This is a genomic window from Mucilaginibacter sp. (assembly GCF_965200995.1).
Lineage (GTDB): Bacteria > Bacteroidota > Bacteroidia > Sphingobacteriales > Sphingobacteriaceae > Mucilaginibacter.
This window is the reverse complement of sequence record NZ_OZ241743.1, coordinates 3,018,576-3,042,722: the sequence shown is the minus strand read 5'-3', so window position 1 is coordinate 3,042,722 and position 24,147 is coordinate 3,018,576. Positions and strand designations below refer to the sequence as shown.

At 46.5% G+C, this 24,147-nt stretch carries 15 protein-coding genes; 3 read left to right on the top strand and 12 right to left on the bottom strand.

Annotated features, from left to right (window positions below; translation table 11 throughout):
* Positions 1-32 precede the first annotated feature (32 nt).
* From mnmL to ACY652_RS13990, 11 genes are all read right to left on the bottom strand, one after another.
* Positions 33-983 carry a tRNA modification radical SAM protein MnmL/YtqA gene (mnmL, locus tag ACY652_RS14040; protein WP_462265011.1) on the bottom strand — a complete coding sequence of 317 codons (951 nt, stop codon included), beginning with the start codon at positions 981-983 and terminating at the stop codon, positions 33-35.
* A 255-nt stretch (positions 984-1,238) separates the two neighbouring features.
* Positions 1,239-2,159, bottom strand: coding sequence for a hypothetical protein (locus ACY652_RS14035; protein WP_462265010.1), 921 nt, complete (start codon positions 2,157-2,159; stop codon positions 1,239-1,241).
* Positions 2,160-2,401: 242 nt separating this feature from the next.
* A complete protein-coding gene (locus ACY652_RS14030) occupies positions 2,402-5,335 on the bottom strand; it encodes a M16 family metallopeptidase (RefSeq protein ID WP_462265009.1) in 2,934 nt (977 codons plus the stop codon).
* Between the two features lie 77 nt (positions 5,336-5,412).
* Positions 5,413-6,192: an SDR family NAD(P)-dependent oxidoreductase gene (locus ACY652_RS14025; RefSeq protein ID WP_462265008.1), complete on the bottom strand. Its 780-nt coding sequence runs from the start codon at positions 6,190-6,192 to the stop codon at positions 5,413-5,415.
* A gap of 118 nt (positions 6,193-6,310) precedes the next feature.
* On the bottom strand, positions 6,311-8,731 hold the full coding sequence (locus ACY652_RS14020) for an ABC transporter permease (RefSeq protein ID WP_462265007.1): 2,421 nt from the start codon (positions 8,729-8,731) through the stop codon (positions 6,311-6,313).
* A 138-nt stretch (positions 8,732-8,869) separates the two neighbouring features.
* Complete coding sequence (locus ACY652_RS14015) at positions 8,870-10,195, bottom strand: TolC family protein (RefSeq protein WP_462265006.1); 1,326 nt, start codon at positions 10,193-10,195, stop codon at positions 8,870-8,872.
* Between the two features lie 5 nt (positions 10,196-10,200).
* Positions 10,201-10,878, bottom strand: coding sequence for an ABC transporter ATP-binding protein (locus ACY652_RS14010; RefSeq protein WP_462265005.1), 678 nt, complete (start codon positions 10,876-10,878; stop codon positions 10,201-10,203).
* A 144-nt stretch (positions 10,879-11,022) separates the two neighbouring features.
* On the bottom strand, positions 11,023-13,494 hold the full coding sequence (locus tag ACY652_RS14005; protein WP_462265004.1) for an ABC transporter permease: 2,472 nt from the start codon (positions 13,492-13,494) through the stop codon (positions 11,023-11,025).
* A gap of 43 nt (positions 13,495-13,537) precedes the next feature.
* Positions 13,538-15,970: an ABC transporter permease gene (locus ACY652_RS14000; RefSeq protein WP_462265003.1), complete on the bottom strand. Its 2,433-nt coding sequence runs from the start codon at positions 15,968-15,970 to the stop codon at positions 13,538-13,540.
* 125 nt (positions 15,971-16,095) lie between these two features.
* Entirely contained in the window at positions 16,096-16,773 is a 678-nt protein-coding gene (locus tag ACY652_RS13995; RefSeq protein ID WP_462265002.1) for an ABC transporter ATP-binding protein, read from the bottom strand.
* Positions 16,774-16,952: 179 nt separating this feature from the next.
* Positions 16,953-18,206 (bottom strand): efflux RND transporter periplasmic adaptor subunit, encoded by a 1,254-nt coding sequence (locus ACY652_RS13990; protein ID WP_462265001.1) that lies wholly within the window; start codon positions 18,204-18,206, stop codon positions 16,953-16,955.
* A gap of 342 nt (positions 18,207-18,548) precedes the next feature.
* On the opposite strand from ACY652_RS13990, the gene ACY652_RS13985 reads away from it, so the two are divergent.
* Positions 18,549-19,904 carry a sigma-54-dependent transcriptional regulator gene (locus ACY652_RS13985; protein WP_462265000.1) on the top strand — a complete coding sequence of 452 codons (1,356 nt, stop codon included), beginning with the start codon at positions 18,549-18,551 and terminating at the stop codon, positions 19,902-19,904.
* Complete coding sequence (locus tag ACY652_RS13980; protein ID WP_462264999.1) at positions 19,894-21,249, top strand: sensor histidine kinase; 1,356 nt, start codon at positions 19,894-19,896, stop codon at positions 21,247-21,249. The genes ACY652_RS13985 and ACY652_RS13980 overlap by 11 nt, the downstream gene beginning before the upstream one ends.
* A 266-nt stretch (positions 21,250-21,515) precedes the next feature.
* Here ACY652_RS13980 and ACY652_RS13975 read toward each other — a convergent pair whose 3' ends face one another.
* Positions 21,516-22,634 carry an acyltransferase family protein gene (locus ACY652_RS13975; protein WP_462264998.1) on the bottom strand — a complete coding sequence of 373 codons (1,119 nt, stop codon included), beginning with the start codon at positions 22,632-22,634 and terminating at the stop codon, positions 21,516-21,518.
* A 315-nt stretch (positions 22,635-22,949) separates the two neighbouring features.
* On the opposite strand from ACY652_RS13975, the gene ACY652_RS13970 reads away from it, so the two are divergent.
* Positions 22,950-24,104, top strand: coding sequence for a glycoside hydrolase family 130 protein (locus ACY652_RS13970; protein ID WP_462264997.1), 1,155 nt, complete (start codon positions 22,950-22,952; stop codon positions 24,102-24,104).
* The last annotated feature ends 43 nt before the right edge of the window (positions 24,105-24,147 follow it).

The window sequence follows — 24,147 nt, the reverse complement described above, 5'->3', positions numbered from 1 at the left end:
ACCTCTCCTAAATGCTCAATACCAAATGCTTACTATAGCGCCGCCCCCTGTAATACGCCTCTGTCTAAAATCGCCTTATCAATGTAATGTTGTATTTCCGATTTTTTGAGCTGCCAGTTAGGGGCAATCAGCAGTTCGCGGTCCGACAGGCCGAAAAGGCGCTGGATAACCACATCGGGGCGAATACGCGGCAGGAGTTCGCATAAAAAATCGGTATACTCGGGCAAACTGAACAGCTTGAACGGCTCGCGTTTATACTTTACCCCCATCACCGACCCTTCAACAATATGCAGGTGATGAAACTTTACAAACTTGATATGTTCGTGCCGGTTAATTTCATCCGCATAAGCCAGCATCATGTCGTGCGTTTCCCAAGGGAAGCCAAAGATGGTATGCACACAGGTATCCAGCTTGCTGTTTTTGGTAAGTTCCAGTGCACGTAACAGCTCTTCGTGCGTACAGCCCCGGTTAATTTGCGCCAGGGTATCATTGTAAATAGATTCCATGCCCATTTCAAGATCTACATCAAAGCGGTCAGTATAGCTTTCCAGCAGGGCAATCTTTTCGGCATCAATGCAATCCGGGCGGGTACCTACCGAAAGCCCTACAATATTTTCGGGTTCAATGCTCAGTGCCTCGTCATACATCATTTTGAGGTAATGCGCCGGGGCGTAGGTGTTGGTATTGGGCTGAAAGTAGATAATAAACTTATCGGCCTTGTTACCTTTACGCGCCCGCTCCATACCCTGTATCACCTGCTCGCGCAGCGAAGGCGCCTTGCGGGAAACGGAAGGCGTAAACGAATCTACATTGCAATAAGTACAGCCGCCATAGCCTTTGGAGCCATCCCGGTTGGGGCAGGTAAAGCCGCCATCAACAATTACTTTAAACACGCGCTGCCCGTTGTATTTCTTACGCAGCCATGCCCCGTAATTATTATACCCCTTAACACCCTGATCTATGGGAGATACTGTAACCTGCATAATTGGAACAAAGATACAGATTTAGATAGCAATGGCGTTTTGAGCAAATTATTAACAAGTACTGTAATAGACGCAGGCCTTAAACTATTGCTGCTTTTCGCCCTCCAACAGGCATGAAACGCATTACCTTAATCGATACATTAACTGTAGCTGTTGCCTTATTTGCTGTAATATTTACTATCAGCGCTTATCTGCACGTATTTCATCTTACACAAGCCGGTTTAATTAACTGGAAGCAATAGTTTAGTCAGCTGTTCAGGCCTCGAACAGGTTTTGCTGAAACGGATTCTGCCCCGGCAGATCGCCTTCGTAAACTTTGATGATTTCGTAGCCTTTGATCAGGTATTGCTGATAACGGGGATCCCACTTTGAAATCTTTTTCAGGTCTACAATCAGCCGGCTGCCTTTGTGAAAGTTACGGCCCTTATTCACCGCAACCTCAAACCGTTTATCAGTAATTGCAGCCTTAATGGCCTGCCCGTTATGGATAAAATGCCACTCCCAGGGGCGGTTCTTGTCAATAAAGAAGGTAGCCCTTTTTACAAACACCGGTACCTGATAGCTTACTGTTTCCCGGTTCTCACGGTCGGCATAAGGGTTGGGCTGTGCCGCAGCCATAATATCTGCCGCATGCACATTTAACACTTGCCCGTTACTGCCTGTAATGCTGATGCCCGATACCGCCCTGTCCCGCTGCAGCGCTTCAAAGCTTTTGGTGATATGGCCGGTAATTACCGGGTTGCCTTTATATATACTAAGGTGAAAAGATGGCACATTCAGTATCTGGTCATCCTCCAGGTACAAATCAATGGTATGATTATCTTTCGCTACCTCCCTGATTGGTTTCTTGCCATTCAGGGTGGTGCTCATATGAATAAGCGAAAAGAGCGCAGCCAGCGATTTGTAGAATATATCCAGATTATCCTTGTTGAAAATAGGCGACAGCAAGTTTGCGGATGCGGCCACTTCCAGATAATAAGGCACGGTAAAGTTCTCTTCGCTGAACAGGCCAATCTTTAGCTGATAGTCATCATAGGGAAAATATTTTTTCTGGATACCGGTAAAGGCTGCCAGCAAATGACTTTGCGAAGCCAGCAGTGTATCTGAACTGATAAAGTTGTTACCGTTGTAGGTATAATTAAAAAATGCGCTGTAATCGCTGCTGGTAGCTTGCATGTATTGAACTGATATATTTTAAAGTGATAATCTATAACAAGTACGAATGCGGCCGGTAATGCCATACCACAACTGGCTAAATTAACTATTACCTTCGGCTAAATATTGCTGTTGCCACAATTGTTGAGCATGTTGCAGCAGGTGCCAAAAATACTTGTATAGGTTGATAGAAACCTAAAACTCCATAAAAAAGCCGTCCTGCTGTTGCAGGACGGCCTGTTAATAGTTGATTAAGCGCAAATCTAATAACCGAAAATCTGGGTTAGGTTAAGTTTTGTTAACTCGCCGTACTTCTTTAAATCATCATCGCTTACGCGTTTATCTGAAGCTACTACGCAATAAGTGAATGGCTTGTCCTTAATTTCACTTTCATGGAAGGCTTTGATATCGTTAAAGTTCAGTTTATCAATGGAAGCGTAGGTGTTCTTACGATCATCATAATCCAAACCATGGCGCTGGGCGTTCAGGTAGCTGAACAGGATGCCATCCTGAATTACGCGGTCGGTTTCCAGCGATTTGCGGATGTTCTGGCGGGCTACGGTTACTACTTTCTCTGATTCGGGCAGGTCGGTAAGCAGTTCATTCATGCCCTTTATAGCATCATTAAATTTATCGGCCTGGGTACCTACGTAAGCCACAAAGTAATTCGGGTCTTCCTTTTTGGCCGGTGGTGCATAAAAGGCATAAGTTGAATACGCCAGCGCTTTAGATTCACGAATGGTTTGGAAAACGATACCACTCATACCGCCGCCAAAGTAGTTGTTGTATAACTCAATAGTTGGCGTTTTGGCAGCATCGTAGGGCGCTTCATTGCGTACCCAGTTAATTTCGGCCTGCACCATATCAAAGTTGGCAAACAACACCTGTGTTTTTGCAGGGTTAATGCGCTTAAAATTAATAGCGGCAGGGTATGCTGTAAATGCATTTGGCTTACGGTGCAGTATAGCAATGGATGAGGCTGCCGCCTGCGCAGTTTGCGGGCCGTAATACAGCGCTATATGCTTGTAGTTAGACAAGCTGTGCAGGATGTTTACCAGATCTTCGGCTTTCAAATTATCCAGTTCTTCGTTGGTAAGCACATTATTGAACGGATTTTGCTGCCCATATTGCGCGTAGCTCATCAAACCTGCCATAATAGCGCCTTTGTTCAGCTTGGCATTATCGCGTGATTTACGTAAACGTGCCTTTAAGCCTTCCAGCGCCTGTGCGTCGGGTTTGCAATTGGCAATCAAATCCTCGTACAAGCCCATGGCTTTGCTGAAATTTTCCTGCAACCCGCTCAGGCTAACAGTTGTTAAATCAGTACCGGTATTAATGTTGTATGATGCTGCCAGCTTATAGAATGCCTTGCTGAAATCCTCAGAACTCATCTTATCGGTACCTAAAAACTGGATATACTGCGCAGCAACAGGCAGCAGCTTATTGTTATAGCTGCCCATATCATAACGGTAATACAGGCGGAACAGGCTGTTATCCTTGTTCTGTACGGCCAGTACATCTACCGGGCCGGCTTTAGCGCGTTGTATGTCGCGGTTATAATCCAGCCACACGGGCTGAACCGGGTTGCTTGGCATGGCATAAATTGATTTCAGAAAATCGGATTGTGCCTCACGGTTTACAGCCACCGGGGTAATGGCAGGCTTATCAACCTTTACAATATTCTTGTCTTCGCCCTGATGCTTGTATACAATTACAAAGTCATTATCTGTTAAGTATTTGTTGGCAAAGGCCATAATTTGCGGCTTGGTCACTTTAGAAAGCTCGTCAACCACAGATACCGAGGTGCGCCAGTCGAGGCCCGAAGTAAAGGCGCTCATCAGGTTACTGGCACGGTCGCCGTAGTTTTCACTTTCCGAGATCACGGTGCGCTTGTTGTTGTTGGCAATCGAAGTGATCAGGTCATCAGAAAAATCACCTTTTCTCAGCTTATCAATCTCGCTCTGCATCAGGCTTCTTACTTCATCTAGTGACTGGCCTTTAACCGGGTTACCCTGCAATAATAAGGCACTGTAATCTTTCAGGTTGTAAGCTACGGCACGCGCACTCAGTAGCTTTTGCTTTTTTGTTAAGTCCAGGTCAAACAAGCCTGCCTTGCCATTGGTAAGTATCTGGCTTACCAGATTCAGCAATTGTGCGTCGTGTGTATTAGCACCCGGAAAGCGATAGGCAATCGTCAGGTTCTCGGGGTTGGGGCCGTATACATCCTTCTGCACAGGAGCCGTAATTGGTTTCTCCGGTGCAAACGTATAAGGCGGCACAGCCTTGCGGGCCATATAGCCAAAACGCTGATCAATCTTCTTGATCATCATATCCGGGTTAAAATCACCGGCCATAATAATGCCCATGTTATTGGGTACATAGTAGTTGTGGTAATAATTGCGGATGGCTTTCAGCGACGGGTTTCTTAAATGTTCCACCGTACCGATGGTAGTTTGCTTACCGTAGTTATTATTCGGAAATAAGGCGGCAAACATGGCTTCCTGTACCTTGTTCGGGTCGCTGTCGAGCGTGCGGTTCTTCTCTTCATACACCGCTTCCAGTTCGGTATGGAAAATACGGAAGACCGGGTTACGGAAACGCTCGGCCTGCACGGCCAAAAACTTATCTACTGCGGTACTTGGGATATCTTCGGTATATACCGTTTGCTCAAACGAGGTAAAGGCATTAGTGCCCTGCGCACCCATGCTGGCCATCATTTTGTCGTACTCGTTGGCAATGGCATATTTAGCGGCCTCGCCGGAGGTCTGGTCAATCTGCTTATAAATTTCTGTGCGTTTGGCCTCATCTTTGGTACTGTTGTATTGCTCGTACAGGTCATCAATCTTGTCCAGCAAAGGTTTTTCCTTAGACCAGTCGAGCGAGCCATACTTATCCGTACCCTTAAACATTACGTGCTCCAGGTAGTGGGCCAAACCGGTATGGTCAGCCGGGTCGGTTTTACTGCCGGCCTTTACGGCAATATAAGCCTGTATGCGTGGCTGTTTAGGTGTTGGGCTCAGGATAACGGTTAAGCCGTTTTTAAGGGTATAAAACCGGGCATGGGTTGGGTCGCCGGTTACGTATTTGTACGGATAACCGGCAGAAGCGGCCGTTTTCCATTCAAATTTTTGCTGGGCGTAGGCAACGGTGCTGCTGATGCCTACCCATGCGGATAGCACTAAAAGTCTAAGTTTCATTCTGGATTGTTTTAATGCTTAAATATAAATATTTAAACAAGCCCGGCAACTAAAAACTTAATTGATGTGATACAAATCTATTGCGCGCCCTGTGCGCGGCTTAAATGTAGTCCTCCATCCACTATCTGGGTAGTTCCGGTAATGTAACCTGCATCATCAGAGGCTAAGAAAACCGCAAGCTTTGCAACATCTAATGGCGTTCCGGAGGTTTTTGCAGGAATACGTTGCTCTAATGCTTTTCGGTAAGTTACATCGTCAACCGCTTTTTGGTTCATTTGTGTAAGAATCATGCCCGGAGCGATATTGTTGACTGTAATTTGCTTATCAGCAACTTCCATAGCCAACGAGCGGCAAAATCCACGCAAAGCCGACTTGGAAGCGCAGTAATCAGTTTTGCCCGGGCTCACTACTTCTTCATGAATTGATGTAACATTAATGATGCGCCCGTAACCGCCCTGCTGCAAGCGATGCCTTACAAAATTCTGGCAGCATAAAAATGTACCGAACAAATTTGTGCTGACTGTATTTTCAAATTCTGCAAAACTAAGTTCGGTAATGTACTTGTCTGCACTTCGTACGCCTGCACTGTTTACCAGTATATCAATGTTAGGAAATTGTGAAAGCGCCGTATCGAATAAAAGCCTTACCGCTTCGGCGTTTCTTACATCTGCCTGTATAGCCATGCTCCGGCAACCGGCATTCTGTATCTGCGATAAAGTACTGTTGGCGCCGGCTTCGTTATGAAGATAAGTGATGATAACATCTGCACCGTTAAGCGCATACTCAATAGCAATGCACTGCCCTATCCCGGATTCGCCTCCGGTAATCAACGCGGTTTTGCCTGAAAGCTTTTTCATTACAAGGTTCTGTCTATGCAATGCTACCAAAGTTTGCTGATATTAGTAAGGCACATGCCCAGGTAGCTGCCCATAAAAGCCAAACTCCTAAACAAGCGCCTTAAAAAACAAGCTGTTACTACTCCCCTCTTAATCCCTTTACCGGATTTATAAAGGCGGCTTTAACAGACTGAAAACTAATGGTAAGCATGGCTATAGCAATAATACCCAGCCCGGCAGCTACCGGTATCCATATTTGAAAATGCTGCCGGTAGGCAAAGCCATGCAGCCACTTTTGCATTACCAGCCAGGCCAGCGGCATGGCTACTACAATGGAGATTATGACCAGGCGGATAAAATCTTTAGACAGCATAGCTACGATAGTACCTATACTAGCGCCCAGTACTTTGCGGATGCTAATTTCTTTGTTGCGCTGTTCGGCAGCATAGGCAGCCAACCCAAACAGCCCCAGGCAGGCAATCAGTATAGCTAAAGCGGTGAAGGTGATGAATATCTGCCCGATCTGCTGCTCGGCGCGGTAGCTGGCCTCAAAGGCGGCATCCATAAAGGTATACTGGAATGGCGTTGCGCTCAGTGCCTTCCACTCGCTTTGCAGGCGGTTAAGCAATCCGGGTACATACTGCGATTGCACACGCAAACTCAGGTTGCCGGCATCCTCACCCAGCGTCATTACCATCGGGGTAATGTTTTCGCGCAGGGAATTGAAATTGAAGTCTTTGATCACGCCGATGATGTGATAAGCTTTCATGTATGGCTTTGAATCGTGAAGTTCAGACTTATATAGTGTTTTGTTTAACGGTTGGCTCATGCCCAGGAAACGGGCCGCAGTTTCATTAATTAAAAGCGCAGTTGAATCGGTAGGCATCTGGGCCGAAAAGCTGCGGCCAGCGGCCATTTTCATACCTAAGGTAGCTATATAATTTTCATCAATAACCCAGTTTTGCGGGAAAATGGACTGCTTGCTGTCGGTTGTGGGGGTTTTGTAATAAATAGTAGTACTGCGCGAGTAGCCGGTGGGCAAAAAGCTGGTAAGTGTAGCATTGGTTACGCCGGGCAATTGCAGTGCTTGCTGTTTAAATGTTTTGGCGTGGCCGCCTAAATCGTTCACATTATTAATGACAAGTACCTGGTTGCGGTCAAAACCCATATCGCGCTTACGGATGAAATCCAGCTGGCTGTATACTACCAGTGTGCCGATAATCAGAAATATAGATACCGAAAACTGGAATATCACTAAAAAGCTGCGCAAACTGCCGCTTTTAAACCCGGCCGACAGCTTGCCCTTTAACACTTGTATAGGCTGAAAGCCAGACAGGTAAAATGCCGGATAAGATCCTGCAAGAAAACCAATGATAGCTACCCCCGCCAATAGTGCAGGCACCAGCCATAACAAACTGTGTGCAGTAATGGAAATGTTTTTACCGGAGAGCTGATTAAATACCGGCAAGGCAACCAGGGCAATAAGCACTGCCAGCAACATGGCACAAAATGTAACTAATGTTGATTCAGTTAAGAACTGACCAATCAGCATATTACGGCCCGAGCCTAACACTTTACGTACACCCACCTCTCGGGCACGGTCGGCAGAGCGGGCGGTGCTCAGGTTCATGAAGTTGATACAGGCGATGAGCAATATAAATACGGCGATGGCCGAAAAGATGTAGATGTACTGCATGGTGCTGTTGCTGCCCAACTCGCCCGACATGTTGGAGTGCAAATGAATATCGGTTACGGGCATCAGGTTCAGTTTAAAAAAGCTGCCGCTGCGTTCAAAGGAGTCGATGTTCATTTTAAGTTCGGTTTGCATCTGGGCTCCGCTATATTTACGCAGCAACTGCGGAAACTGCGCTTCAAGGCGTTTAGCATCCGCATCCTTTTTTAACAATACATAAGTACTGAAATCACTCCGCAGCCATTCCGTTGAGCGGCCTTCTGTGTTGGTGGACATGGATACCAGTACACCCAACTTAAAATGCGATTGCTCGGGCATGTTGGCCATTACACCGGTAACCTTAAGCGGCGGGCCATCCGTATTGAGTGTTTGGTTTAACGCATTTGCACTGCCAAAGTATTTTCCGGCCATAGTGGCATCAAGTACTACACTGTTGGGCTCCTTTAAGGCTGTTTCGGGGTTGCCATACAATAAATGCACAGTGAACACCCTAAAGAATGAAGCATCAACAAAGGCTGAACCATTTTCCAGGAACAGCTCGTTGCCGCGTTTTAAATGCATGCCGTATATGGCTTTTATACGCACGGCATCTTCCACTTCGGGGTAATCGCTTTTTAACACCGGGCCCAGCGGCGGCATGGCTACGGCATACTGCACCCGGTTTTCTCCTAACTTTAGATCTTCATTTACTCGGTAAATACGGCTGGCCTTTTCGTTAAAGCGGTCGTAGCTTAATTCATCAACCACATAAAAAACAATAAGCAGGCAGGTAGCCAGCCCCAGGGCTAACCCCACTATATTAATGAGGGTGAAACCTTTATTTTTTTGCAGGTTGCGAATTGCGGTTTTTAAATAGTTTTTCAGCATAGCGGTTTTTTTAGGTGATAAATGATTTAATAAAGTGCGTCATTGCTGCGAGGATAGGCGACATTTCGTAGCTATGCTTTTTCGCTCTACATACGACGGGATTGCTTCGTTCCTCGCAATGACAAACCTTAATATTTTTTATAGCTTTCCCTGATAGTAATCTAATATCTTAGTGCGGATAGCGTAATCATACTTAGAAATAATTAAACTGGTATTGGCCTGGTCGAGCTTGTTCTTAATCACCACGAAATCAACAGAAGTGAGTACGCCGGCGTTGTAGCGTATCTGCGCTATGCGGAAAGATTCGGTAAAGGCGTTCACCTGGCTTTGCAGCACCTGGTAACGGCTGTAGGCCGAGGTCATGTTTACGTAAGCCTGCTCTATGCTTTGTTTGAGCTGAATTTTAGTGCTCTCTTCCACATACTGGGTGTTAAGCAAATTGATTTTTGAAAGCGAAACCGTATTGCGCCTGCGGAAGTAATTGAACAATGGCAACTGCAAACTCAGCCCAAAGCTTGAACTGTAATTGTTTTTTAATTGACTGCCATAACTTTGCTGCGCACCCGGAAAATCATATTGGTAGGCATAACGCGAGTACAGGCCACTGTAAAGCGACAAGGTGGGAAAGAGTGAACCTTTGGCCACCTGTACCCCTTTTTCAGCACTTTCGCGTTTTAAAGTGGCCGATTTTACCTGGGCAAAATCATTAAGTGCGGTGCTGTATACCTGATCAGCATTATAAGGGTAGTTAGCTAATTCTGCTGCGGTGGAGATCGGCTGTATCTTAAAATTCTTCTGATAAGGAATGTTCAGGAGTTGCAGCAGGGATAACTTAGAAACTTCTAGGGTATTCTGCGCATTAATCACCGCCAATTCGTCAGCAGCCAGCTGGCCCTGTATGTCATATAAATCAGAGGGCTTCACAGCACCGTTCTTGTTCAAAATGGTAGTGCGCTGCAAGGTTTGGCGGGATACTTCTACCTGGGCGTTGGCCTGTTTTACCAGATCAGCATTGTTAAGTACCTGCAGGTAAGCCGTAATCACATTAAGTGTAACGGCATCCTTAGCCTGTTGAAAATCCATCTGCCCGGCCTGGTAAGCCAGCCTGGTTTGCTTAATATTATTAAGCAGCGACAAGCCGTTAAACAAAGTCAAATCACCCTGCAGGTTATAATTGGCCGATAGCAGCTTTTGGTTCACATAAGTATAGGTGGTAGGGTCAAGGCTTCGCCCGCTGTTGAGGTTATGGTCTACACTGCCGTTTACCGCCGGCAGCAGGTTTTCTTTGGCTTGCTGGTAATTGATGCGGGTGCGCTCGGTTTCCAGCCCGGTTTGCCTTACCTGCAGATTGTTGTTTAAAGCTACCGCCACACACTGCTGCAACGTTAAGCTGTCCTGCTGTGCCTGCGCTGCCCATCCTGTACATAAGCCGCCGATGAGGAGTATTAAATATTTATAGTTCATGGCGGTTAGGCGTTGGCAGTATGATCAATTTTACCATCCAGCAGGTGAATAATGCGTGAACCATACTCCGCATTCTTTTCAGAATGCGTAACCTGTACAATGGTTACCTTATCTTCCCGGTTCAGCTTGCTGAACAGCTGCATAATCTCGTCGCCCTGCTTCGAGTTGAGGTTGCCGGTAGGCTCATCGGCTAAAATCAGTTTAGGCTTACTAATAAGCGCCCTCGCTATGCCTACCAACTGCTGCTGCCCGCCGGATAGCTGGGCAGGAAACAAATCCTTTTTACCTACCATCTGAAAACGGTCGAGCGTATCAGCCACCAGCGCTTTGCGCTCTGATGACTTTACATTCTGATAAATGAGCGGTGTTTCGATGTTCTCGAATACCGTAAGTTCATCGATAAGATGATAAGCCTGAAACACAAAGCCGATATTCTCTTTGTATAAAGCCGAGCGCTGCTTCTCTTTCAGCAGGTGCACGGCCTGGCTATCAAAGTAATAGTAGCCTTCGGAAGGTTCATCCAGCATACCAATGATATTGAGCAGTGTAGACTTACCTGAACCCGAAGGCCCCATGATGGACACAAATTCGCCAGCCTCAATATCGATGCTTACATTGTTGAGAATATAATTTTTGTTGCCGCCGGCCTGATAGTATTTTGAAATATTTTTGAGTGATAACATTGTGTTGAGTAATAAATATAAATACAGAGGTTCAATACTGTGCCAGTACCATATGTAGCTTATAATCAAACTATTGATAACAAAAATAGCAAATGCGGGCGTTCGCATTTGCTACTGTGGTGTGCGGTTGCGATACAGTTAATGCTATTCGCTGCGCAGGCTTTTCACCGGGTTTGTTACAGCCGCTTTTATAGAATTTAAGCTTACAGTAAGCAGCGATACAAGCAGCATACCGCCACCGCTAAGCGCAAATATCCACCAGCTTATTGGTGTGCGCACGGCAAAATCCTGCATCCAACGATGCATGGCCCACCAGGCCACCGGGCTGATCAGTACAAAAGCCAGTACTACCAGTGAAATCAATTCAGCAGATAACATGGTAACAATTTGCGTTACTGTTGCACCCAATACCTTGCGCACCCCAATCTCTTTGGTACGCTGGTTGGCAGTATACACAGCCAAACCTAATAAACCCAGGCAGCTGATAAAAACAGACAGGCCGGTGGCCCATTCCAGCAACTGCGAAGTATGCTGCTCGTTTTGATAGTATAAGGCAATCTGCTCATCAAAAAAGCTGTATTTAAAATCTTCATCGGGGTAGAGGCTTTTCCAATTTTGTTCCATTTGGCTTATGGCCTGTTTCCACTCATTCCCACCGGTAGTTTGCGGTTTCAGTGCCAGGTGCAGCATAGTAGCCCCATACTTTTCATCAGGAAAAATAGCCAAAGGCTTAATTGCTGTATGAAGCGAATGCTCATAAAAATCAGCCGTTACACCAACAATCTGTTTATACACCTTCTTTCCTTTTTCATCAAAACCATAATCTATTGCTTTCCCTAAAGCCTGCTGCGGCTTAGTAAAGCCCAGTACCCGTGTATACGTTTCGTTTACCAGCATTCCCGATGAACTATCGCTCATGGCGATGTTGCGGCCGGCCAGCAAAGGGATGTGGTAAAGTTTAATATAGTTTTCGTCGCCATTTTTATACTCCAGGGTGAGCTTTATTTCCTTTTTACCATCGCGGTAAGTAGCATCTGTAGAATTCCAGTTATTGGAGGATGGCACCTCGCCGCCCAAACTTACCAACGCTGCCTGCGGCATAGCTTTGGCCTGGTTAACCAAAAGTTTTTTATGGCCCACATTACGCTCCTTCCAGGGTAAACTAATGGTAAGTATAGCTTCTTTTTTAAAGCCCATGTTTTTGTGCAGCGCAAAGCTGATTTGCTTGCTCACCAGCAGCGTAGCCATAATAAAGAACTGGGCTATAACAAACTGTGTAACCGTTAATGATTTGCGAAGAAATGAATTGCGGGTTTTGTGCGTGCTGTTATACGCCTGGTTTTTGAGCACTGATACCGGCTTGTAGCCCGATAATATAATAGCCGGATAAAAGCCGGATAATAAACTGACGGCCACGGCCAGTAACACTATAAAAATAACTAAATGCGGTTGGTGAAAAATATTGGCATCAATGCCTTCCGGTACAAAATCGGCAAATAACTTTAAAATCAGCGGCACTATACCCATAGCAATTAAAACGGCTATCAGCGTAAGCAGTAACGTTTCACTTAAGTACTGCCCGATTAATTGGCGGCGGGTACTGCCCATTGTTTTACGTATACCTATCTCTTTAGCGCGTTGGGCAGCTTGCGCAGTAGTAAGATTAATATAGTTGATACAGCCCAGCAGCAGCAAAAATGCTGCTATGGCCATAAGCCCGTAAAGCACCGTTATATTGGCCGTGGGGGTATTGTAAACCGCGTATTTTGCATTAAAGTGTATATTGCTGAGCGACTGCAAACGCAAAATCTGCGTGTTACCCTTATCTTCGGGTTTGGGAGGGTGGTGCAGTTTTAATACGCTGTTAATTTGGCCCTCCACATTTTCAGGCAGGGCGCCAGGCATCAACTTTATATATAGTTGCGAATTTGAACCTGTACCTCCCCAGTTGGTTAAGCGGCGTTTCAAGTCAGGTATCGTATTTAATGTTGAATACGAAATAAAGTCATGAAATTTAAGATCTGAGTTTTGCGAAAAATCCCTTACTACTCCGGTTACCACTGTGCTTACAGTATCATCCCGGTAAAGTATTTTTTGCCCGATGATTTGATTTAAAGAAAGCCGGGGAAAGTATTTTTGCGCCTGTGCCTGTGTAAGTACTACCTGATTTGGCCCGCTTAATGCAGTTTTTACAGAACCGGCCAGCCATTGATAGTTAAACATGTTAAAATACCGCTGGTCGGCAAAAGCAATATCAAGTTGCTGCTTAAAAGTGGCCGCCGCTTTGCTGCCGTTTTCAATGACCACGTCAGAACTCCAGGTCATAAAATATGCCGATTGCTGTAAACCGGACACCTCGGTTTTTACAGCCTCGCCCATAGGTGCAGTTACACCACCATTGTTGTTCACCTCTCCGGAAAAAGTGAAATCAGTAACAATCCGGTAAATGCGGTTCCCATCGGTGTGAAACTTATCAAACGTAAAACTGAAATGCACAATCAAATAAATAACTAAAGCAGCAGCCAGGCCGACCGATAATCCCGAAATGTTGATGAGGGTAAACAATTTGTGCTTACTAAAATGGCGCAGGGCAGTTTTCAGATAAGTTTTAAACATAACACTGATCTTTAAATTGTTAATAGTTACTGTACAGTTGTTATTACTCGCTTTTCAAACTCCTTACGGGGTTTACCAGTGCCGCCTTTACTGCCTTATACCCCACCGTAAACCAGGCTATAGCCACAGAGGTTACCATAGCGAACACAAATATGCCCGGACCAAGCCCGATGCGGTAAGTAAAATTGGACAGCCAGCCCGACATGATATACCAGGCGGCCGGCGTGGCAATAATGAACGAAATGCTGATGAGCGCCATAAATTCTTTAGAGAAAAGGTACACAATGCTGGCTACCGAAGCTCCCAGCACCTTGCGCACGCCTACCTCCTTGGTTTTTTGCACCGTCATGAACGATACCAGGCCATATAAGCCCAGGCAGGATATAAAGATAGCAATACCGGCAAACACCTTGTAGACCAAGGCCAGCTGGTTTTCCTGCTGATAAAACTGTGCAATACGCTCGTCTAAAAAAGAGCCGTCATAGGCATAGTCGGGATAGTTTTTTTCCCAAACCGCTTTAATGGCGGCTACCGTTTGGTTAATATGGGCGACATTAAGCTTAACGGCCAGCTGCGATTCCTCTGCCTTTTTGGAACCAAGCAGCACCGGTCTTACTTCATCGCGAAGTGAATTGAGCTTAAAATTTTTAATTACGCCTACCACAGGCACCCACCGGCGTGGACTGCCGGCTTTAATTACCTTGCCAATTATTTGCTGAGGGTTTTGGATGCCAAAACGGTGCATCAAGGCTTCGTTAATCACTACCTCGCGCAGGGTATCACTTTGTGCATATCCATGCCCGGCTACAAAGGTAAAATCGAAGGTTTTAAAATAATCAGCATCGGCATATTTCAGGTTCACATTATAACCATCACCCTGCCCGTTATTGTCGAAGTATACATTCTGCACCCAGTTATTATCTGATGAAGGGGCATCAGAAGCAAACGTAACCGATTTAACCTGTGGGTTAGCCAGCAACTGTTGTTTAACTGAAGCCATTTTTTGCAGGCTTAAACTGTCTGTATAGCCCGGAATGATCAGTACTGCATCTTTGTTAAAACCCAGGTCAGCACTGTTTACATAGTTCATTTGCTTAACGGCTACAATGGTACCAATAAGCAGTACCTGCGATATGGCAAACTGAGCTATTACCAATACCCTGCGCAGCGGTATGCCGCCTACTGAAGCAGCATTAATTTTGTTTTTGAGCGCCAGTACCGGTTTAAAGCCCGATAAGGTAAGGGCGGGATAAATACCCGACAGCAATACAATTGCTACCGTAACTAACAGCAGGAACAGCATACTGCTGATATTGAACAAACCTATATCGGCGGGTACGCTGGCAATATTTTTCAAATATGGCAACGCTATCTTGGCTATCAATAATCCTGATATTACACTGATCACTACAATCAGCAAGGTTTCGCCCAGTATCTGGGCCATCAACTGCCAGCGGCTGCTACCTAATACCTTACGTACCCCTACTTCCTTTGAACGCCCTACCGATTGTGCGGTGGAAAGGTTGATGAAGTTTATAGAAGCCATCACTATAATAAGCGCCGCGATAAACGACAGGGTACGGAGGGTAGACATACTGGTTTGATGATCTCCCACACTGTTACCATACCGCGTGTCAAAATGCAGGATGGATAAGGGCTGAAACTCAAGTTGATTTTTAGTACCGGTACTATTGGGCTTATACACCTTTGCAGCAAAAGCGTTCAATCGAGCCTGAGCTTTTCCAATAGATGCACTGGCAGGAAACTGCATATACACCTGATGGTTACTGCTGGTAGTTCCCCAGTCGTTATTAAAATTAGTGTTGCCCGAGTAATGCTGACTTTGCTGCCAGGTGATGTAAGAAATCACAATCTTGAACTGAAAATCGGTATTGGATGGTGCATCTTCAATAATACCGGCCACCTTGAGGTTTAACAGGTTGTCCATCTTCATGGACTTGCCCATGGCATTGTTCCAGTTACCAAAATACTTGCTGGCGGTTGTTTTATCTAAAACCACCATGTTGGGCTGATTGAGTACCGCCTTATCACCGGCCAGCCACCGGTAAGTAAACATGTCGAAAAACTTTGATTGCACATACAATACACCAAAAGGTTCAATGATTTTCTTGTCCCCTGCGCCGTTGCTGTTACCGGCTACCGTAAACTGGCTGCCGTAACTGGTATTAAAGGCGGCCAGTTTAGCTTCCGGAAATTCAATCTGCAAAGCGTTCACCACAGGCGTAGGTGCACCAGGCGTATTATTTAACCCATCGCTACCAGCAATACGGGTGGTTACCCGGTAAATGTTATTGTAATTGGGATTATAGGTATCGAAACTCAGCTCGTAGTTAACCACCACAAAGATGAGCAGGCACGAAGCAATACCTGCGGCCAAACCGGCTATATTGATCAGTGAGTAACTCTTATGCCTTAACAGGTTACGCCAGGCAATTTTGATATAGTTTTTTAACATAAGGCAGAAATTTGAGTGTTCCCTTATGCCCTGCCTTAATAGTAAGGCAGGGAAACCGGGCAACTAACAACTGAATTGATATGGTTTAAGAACTTAGGGTAAAATTATAGTGAATGCTTTATGCGCTATACCATAATATTCTCTATCACGGCCTGCCCGTCCAGCAGGCGGATGATGCGGTGGCTGTAGCGGGCATCGTGCTCCGAGTGGGTTACCATTACAATGGTGGTGCCCTGCTCGTTCAGGTCGGTCAGCAGTTCCATCACCTCGTTACCATTACTGCTGTCGAGGTTACCTGTAGGCTCATCGGCCAGTATCAGCTTCGGCTTATTTACCACCGCGCGGGCAATGGCCACACGCTGCTGCTGCCCGCCGGATAACTGCTGCGGGTAATGATTACGGCGGTGCATGATCTGCATTTTCTGCAACACCTCCTCTACCCGGCTCTTACGGTCGGCAGCGGCCACGCCGGTATAAATTAAGGGCAGCTCCACATTTTCATACACGGTCAGCTCATCAATAAGGTTAAAGCTCTGAAATACAAATCCGATATTATGCTTCCGCAGATCCGCCCGCTTACGCTCGTTGAAGTGGGCTACCTCAATGTCATTAAACATATAACTGCCGCCATCCGGGTCGTCCAGCATACCCAATATGTTGAGCAGCGTAGATTTACCGCAGCCGGAGGGGCCCATAATGGCTACAAATTCGCCTCGGTTCACCTCCATTGATAATTTGTTAAGCGCTACCGTTTCCACTTCTTCGGTACGGTAAAATTTTTCGAGTTCGGTTATCTTTATCATTTGCCTCCCCAACCCCTCCTGAAGAAGAGGCCTTTATTTTTAATTGTGATTGTTATAGTGAATGGTCAGTTGTGAATTGTGAATGGTCAATTATGAAGTGATTTTTGCCTTGTGTTCTGTATGTATATTATATTTAAACAGATTCTTGTCTCTTGCTTCTTGATTCTTGTCTCTTGCTTCTATTTTTTCAGTACCAGCTCCTGCATATCGCCGTAGGTTTCGTAGCTGGAGGTAACCACCTTGTCGCCGGGTTTCAGGCCCTGCATTACCTCGTAATAGTCGGGGTTTTGGCGGCCCAGCTGGATGTCGGTTTTATAAGCCGTTTTGCCATCGCTGCTCAGCTTGAATATCCAGTTGCCGCCGGTTTGCTGGTAAAAGCCGCCTTTGGGCACCAATACGGCACGGGTTTCATCGCTTAAAGCCAGCCTGATCTGCAACGTTTGTCCGCGGCGTATACCATCGGGCACTTTGCCGGTAAACACCATATCCACCTGGAAGCGGCCATTAGTTACCTGTGTGAACACCTTTTTAATTTTCAGCTTATACGTTTTGTCGCCTACGGTTACATCGCCCACCAGGCCGTTATAAATACGCGATATGTAATGCTCGTCCACATCTACCCGCACTTTATAGCCCGAGGTAACGTCTATCTGCCCCAGGCGTTCGCCCTGGCGTTTGTTCTGGCCTACTTCGGCATCCATCGAGGTAAGCTGCCCGTCAATGGGCGACTTCACCGTTAAATCCTGCACTTTGCGGCGCATCAGGTCAAGCGTGCTTTTCATGTGGTTGTACTGCTCGGCGGCCTGCTGCTCCTGCTGGCGGTTCGATGTTGTGTCCTGACTCAATATCTGGGTGGTTAACCGTTTGCGGCGCAGCTGATACTGGTACATATTTTCTGCCGACTGGTACTCCTGCAAGCCAATCGCCTTCTGCTCATACAGCTTTTTATCCAGTTTGTATACACGCTCAGCTTCTTTGTAGGCATTATCAACATCGGCCATCTGGTTCAATTTGGCTACCGTATTCTGCTGGGCGTTGTTGTGCGAAATCTGCATCTGCGTTTGGGCGGCATATACCGAAGTTTCCTGGTTGGCCAGGTTCAGTTCTTCGTCGGTATTGGATAATTTTAGAATGGGCTGCCCTTTCTTCATCATGGCGCCGTCTTCTACGTACAACTGTTCTACCCGGCCGCCCTCAGAGGCATCCAGGTAAATAGTAGTTACCGGCATCACCACACCATTTACAGGTATAAATTCCTGAAACGGGCCTTTGGTGATTTCGCTTACGGTAATGCGCTCGGCATCCACGTTAAGCTTGCTTTTGCCCGAAGTAAAATAGATGCTTCCGGCTACCAGTGCTACCACGCCTGCGATGCCGGTAATGGTCATGAGGCGTTTGGTGCTCCATTTTTTCTTTTCTATTACTCTATCCACGAAGTTTACAAATTTTCCAGGAGTATATGCAAATACGTGCCACGCTGCAAGACATTGATTAACAGCGTATTAAAAACATAAATCCGCTTGTATACGTACGCTTCCAATACATCAGGTGTACGTAAATGATACAGTGCTGTGATTAATATGTTATTAAAGCCCCTGTATAACAAGGCTTTGAACCTGTGGCCGCTGATTTGCCAATTTTGTAACACCTGGTTGGCGGTAAGCGTCTCACAGGCAACACCTGCCTGTTCAACTGCGATTAAGCATTTGCGGCACCGTTAAAATTCAGGTAGCTTTAACTCAGTACAAAACCAGCTTAAACAACATAACCACCTCATGTTACTCAAAAAGGCAAGCATACTTATTGTTGATGACGATCCGGATGTTCTGACGGCAGTAAAACTGCTGTTAAAAACTGAGGTGGGCGAGATAATCACGGAGAAGAACCCCGAAAACCTGCACGCTATTTTACAGCGCAAACCGGTGGATCTGGTAATGCTGGACATGAACTTTAACAGCTCTATCAACACCGGTAACGAGGGCTTGTACTGGCTGCGCAAGATAAGAGAGTGGAAGCCCGGTGTGTATGTGATTATGATTACGGCCTATGGCGATATTGACCTGGCGGTACGCTCGTTAAAGGAGGGAGCCAACGATTTTATTGTAAAGCCCTGGCACAATGAAAAACTGATCAGCACCATTCGCGACCTGGTGGAAAAGGCCATGGCGGCCAAGCCTAAAGTAACCCTGAAAAGCAGTTCATCGGGCACCACTGCGTTGCTGGGCGAATCGGAGGTAATGCAGCAGATTTTTTATAAGGTGGATAAAATTGCCCCTACCGATGCCAACATTTTATTGTTAGGCGAAAATGGTACAGGTAAGGATTTGGTGGCTAAGCTTATACATGAACGCTCTATGCGGGCCAAACAGCCCTTTGTTAAGGTAGATGTGGGCGCACTTACGGACACACTGTTTGAAAGCGAACTGTTCGGGCATAAAAAGGGCGCCTTTACCGATGCCCGCGAAGACCGGGCCGGCCGGTTTGAGGATGCGCAGGGCGGCACGCTCTTTTTAGATGAGATTGGTAACATCACTTTACAGCAGCAGGCCAAGCTGCTTACCGTGCTGCAAAACCGGCAGGTAACGCGCCTGGGCACCAACAAGCCGGTTGACGTTAATATCCGGCTGATTTGTGCCACCAACCTGCCCTTGCAGGAACTGGCGAATGAGAACAAGTTTCGTAAAGATTTAATTTATCGAATTAATACGGTAGAAGTAAACTTACCTCCGTTACGCAGAAGGGATGATGACGTAGCGCTGCTGGCCAATCATTTTGCCAGGGTATATGCGGATAAGTACCTGAAACCTGCAATTACCTTTGATGCCGGCGCAGTGCAAAAGTTAAAGCAATACCCCTTTCCGGGCAATGTGCGGGAACTGCAGTATGCCATTGAGCGTGCTGTAATTATGGCGGAAGGCGCTGTGCTTAAAGCCGATGAACTTACCTTCTCCTCGTTAGAAATGGCAAAACCCGAACCCGAAGAACAAGACAATGTGCCGCTAAGTATAATGGAAAAAAACGCTATTTTAAGAGTGATTGATAAAAATAACGGCAATATCACCAAAGCTGCCAAAGAGCTTGGCCTTACCCGCACCGCTTTATACCGCCGATTGAGCAAGTATGATATTTAAAGGCTTTGAGTGGAAGATAGTACTATATGTATTGTTCCTGCTGGCTACCTTAACGGTAATCAGCTGGCTTATTAACACGCATCAGTATAATTATTTACTGATAGCCGTTCCGCTGGCGGCTTACCAAACCATGAAGCTGATAAGCATTCAGTTACGCCTGCACAAAGAGGTAAACCAGTTTGTGGAGGCGATGTACTACCGCGATTTTTCCCGCACCTTCAACATCTCGCGTGCACCGGTGGAGTTAAAGCGCCTGCGCGATGGCTTTAACCGCATTATCACCACATTTAAAACGGTAAGCCATGAACGGGAAATTCAGTACCGCTACCTGGAAAGAATACTGGAACTGGTAGATACGGGCATCTTGTCTTATGAACAGGAAACCGGTGAAATTCTTTGGATTAATGAGGCGTTTAAAAAACTAACGGGTGTTCCTTATCTTAAAAATATCCACAGCTTCGAGAAGCGTAACCCCTACATATTTAACGAAATTATTGGCTTAACGCCGGGCAACAGTAAGGTGTTGAATGTGCACCAGCAGGCCCGCAATTTAAAAATATTGGTAAACGCCAGTGTTTTAAAGCAAAACAACCTGCAGTATAAACTCATCGCTTTTCAAAACGTGAGTGAAACCATTGCAGAAACAGAATCGAAGGCCTGGCAGCGGCTGATGAATGTGATGACGCATGAGATTATGAACTCGGTAGCGCCTATCTCCTCACTGGCTGATACCCTGGTGCATCGGTTGCAGAGCGACACAATTACCACCTCTTTGCCTGCTGCCGAACTGGAAGACCTGGAGCTGGGTATCAATACCATTAAAAGCCGCAGCGAGGGCTTACTGAAATTTACAGCCAGTTACCGGAACCTGAACAAGATTACCCGGCTGGATTTACAGCCGGTGCTGGTGCGCGATTTGTTTGAGAACCTGTATACGCTGATGGAACCTACGCTGGAAAAAAAACACATCGAACTGGACATCATCCTGCGCGACCCGACCATCTGCATTGCTGCCGATACCAGCTGGATGGAGCAGTTACTGATTAACCTGCTGCTGAACGCTATAGAAGCGGTAAAGGATGGTGCAGAACCCATGATCAGCCTTTCGGCCGAGGCTGCCGACAGCAAGGTGGTGGTTAAGGTAAACGATAACGGCACCGGCATACCTGAAGATCTGATCGACCAGGTGTTTATCCCCTTTTTCAGTACCCGTAAAAATGGCAGCGGTATAGGGTTAAGTTTATGCAAGCAGATCATGCTGCTGCATAAAGGCGCTATTGAAATACAATCTGTTGCGGGCAAAGGCACCTCATTCCTGCTCACCTTTCAGGCAAATTTACCGTAAGGTTATCCACTAATCAGTAAAGATTTCATGATAAAAAGTTGCAGTGCTGCTGCCCTATACCACAGGTATCAGCAAGAACTGAGACTACTCCAAAACTCACAACTAAAAGCTCTAAAAAGTGTAAACCCTGCTTTTTTTCATCGAACTGATTATCAGCAATTTAAGTGCTATATTTTTTGAAAAGTGTAAACTTTGCCTTTACACTTTTTTAACCCTTTATTGAGCTGATCAGGAAGGCACAATACCCCTGTCAGGGGAACAGAAAATCAGTTTGTCATCTTCTTTCTCAGCCATTCCCGCACAGGCTCGTCATACCATTTCAGGCAGGCCCAGGCCAATGCAATGGCTGAACCCAACGTGAGCAGCGCAACCGGCCATGCCTGCTGAAATTTGATATGGTGATGATTACTTACCCATGCCGTATACATATAAATAAGCGGATAGTGCGTAATGTAAATGGGATACGATAACTCGCCCAAAAACTTGCAGACCCGTGCCGAAAACTTATTTTCAGTAGTGCCGCTTGCCCCCATGTAAACAATCAGCGGAAACAGCAGGATGATGCTGAACGACTCATACAGGCCATTCGCCCATAGCATGTCATCGCCGCCTATGCGTGGCATGGCTAAAACAACCAGCAGCAGCAGGCTGCACCACAAAAATGCATTGTTTATCCGCGTAATATTTACCGTACGCGAAAGCAGCAGCCCGGCAAAAAAGGGATACATCATCCGGGTAAGGCCAACGCGTATCTGCCCCGGCTCCAACGCCCAACCGCCTACCACATCGCCTGTCTCGCTGGTTACGGTATAATACACGAGTGCGGCTCCCGCCAAAACAACCAATACAGTTAGGGCCGTTTTAGAAAACCTTCTCACAAAAAGGGCATACAGTATATTGGCAATATATTCGTAGAACAAAGACCAGCCCGGCCCGTTAAGCGGGTGCATTTCCTGCCAGCCCCTGATGTCGGCCGATATTGGTAACGGAAGCAGGGTAAACCCAACCAGCATCACCAGCAGCATCTTCCAAACGGGCGTTTGTTCTATAGCGGGCCATAAAGCGCAGCCCTGAAAATAAAACAAGGCCGCCCCTACCAGCATTCCCATCACCACCATGGGCTGCAGCCGGGCCAGCCGGCGTTTAAAAAAGCCGCCTAAAGTGAGCTTATGCCAGCGATCATCATACGCATAGCCGATAACAAAGCCCGACAATAAAAAGAAAAAATCTACAGCCAGATACCCATGATTAATAAACAGATCGAGATGACTGGTAGAATGCGTTTCGAAGATATGAAAGACCACTACAGTAATGGCTGCCACGCCACGTAAGCCGTCTAAGATAGGATAATGCGGTTTGGTTGCGGGTTGGGTATAATCGGGCATGGTTAACAGGTTGATTAATTTCGGGTACGCAGCTGATAAGAAATCTGGCGTTTAAAATAAAAGCTAATGTAATCATCGCCGGTTATATTTCAAGGCTGCTGCAATATTTTGTCGGTCTGGGCATGCTTACCCGGTAAATTTAATTATCCACACCTACCTTGCCGGTTGTTGGTTATTTGCTTTGCGTTGTTGTCATAGTAGTTTTAATATAGTAAAGCGCTACCTACTTTGCCGCTTTCCACATAAATTAGCACACTCTAATCTTTACATTCCTGAATATTGGAAATGCATTAATCATTAAGCATAAACCTGTTTATGAAATTAACCACCAAACTCATTACCTCTGCGTTATGTATGTGCCTGTGCGGCGCGGGCAGTAATGCGCAAACCACTGTTAACCGTTTGCCCGCGTGGGCACTGGGTGGCTTTAAGCGGCCTGCAGGCCTCAACCCCATTATTACGCCCGATACCAACGCTACCTTTTTTGACCCGATACAGCAAAAGCAGGTGGCTTGGGAGGCTAATGATACCTTTAACCCCGGCGCTGCCCTTTATAAAGGCAAGGTGGTGGTATTGTACCGGGCCGAAGACCGCTTTGGTATTGGCATTGGCTTTCGTACCTCGCGGCTGGGTTATGCCAGCAGCAGCGATGGCTACCATTTCACCCGCAGCCAAAAACCGGTTTTTTATCCGGCCCATGATAGCCAGAAAAAATACGAATGGCCCGGCGGCTGCGAAGACCCGCGGGTAGCCGTTACTGCCGGTGGTACCTACGTGGTTTTTTACACGCAGTGGAACCGCGATGTGCCCCGCCTGGGTGTTGCCACTTCCAAAGATTTACAGCACTGGACCAAGCACGGGCCGATATTTGAGGATGCCTACCAGGGCAAGTTTGTTAATATTCCGCACAAGTCGGCTTCTATACTGACTAAGATTGACAACGGCAAACAGGTAATTACCAAGATTAACGGCAAGTACTGGATGTACTGGGGCGAGCTGCATGTATATGCAGCTACCTCCGCTAACTTAGTAGATTGGGCCCCGGTGGTAAATGCTGAAGGCTCCTTAAAGGAACTGATGTCGCCACGCAGGGGTTATTTCGACAGCGAACTTACCGAGTGCGGCCCGCCGGCATTGCTAACCCAAAAAGGTATTGTGCTGCTCTACAACGGCAAGAACAAGCCGGGCGATGCAGGCGATAAGCGCTTTAATGCCAATACGTACTGCGCCGGGCAGGCCCTGTTTGATAAGAATGACCCCTCCAGAAACATTACCCGGTTGGATGTACCCTTTATGCGCCCGATGGAAAGCTTTGAAAAAAGCGGCCAGTACCCGGCAGGTACCGTGTTTATTGAGGGTATGGTATACTTTAAAAACAAGTGGCTGCTTTACTATGGCTGTGCCGACTCCCGCGTAGCCGTAGCGGTGTATGACCCCAAACATCCCTCAGCGCCGGATCCGGTTAAATAATTGAACTTTATAGTAAAGCAAAAACCGCTCAGAACATGTATTC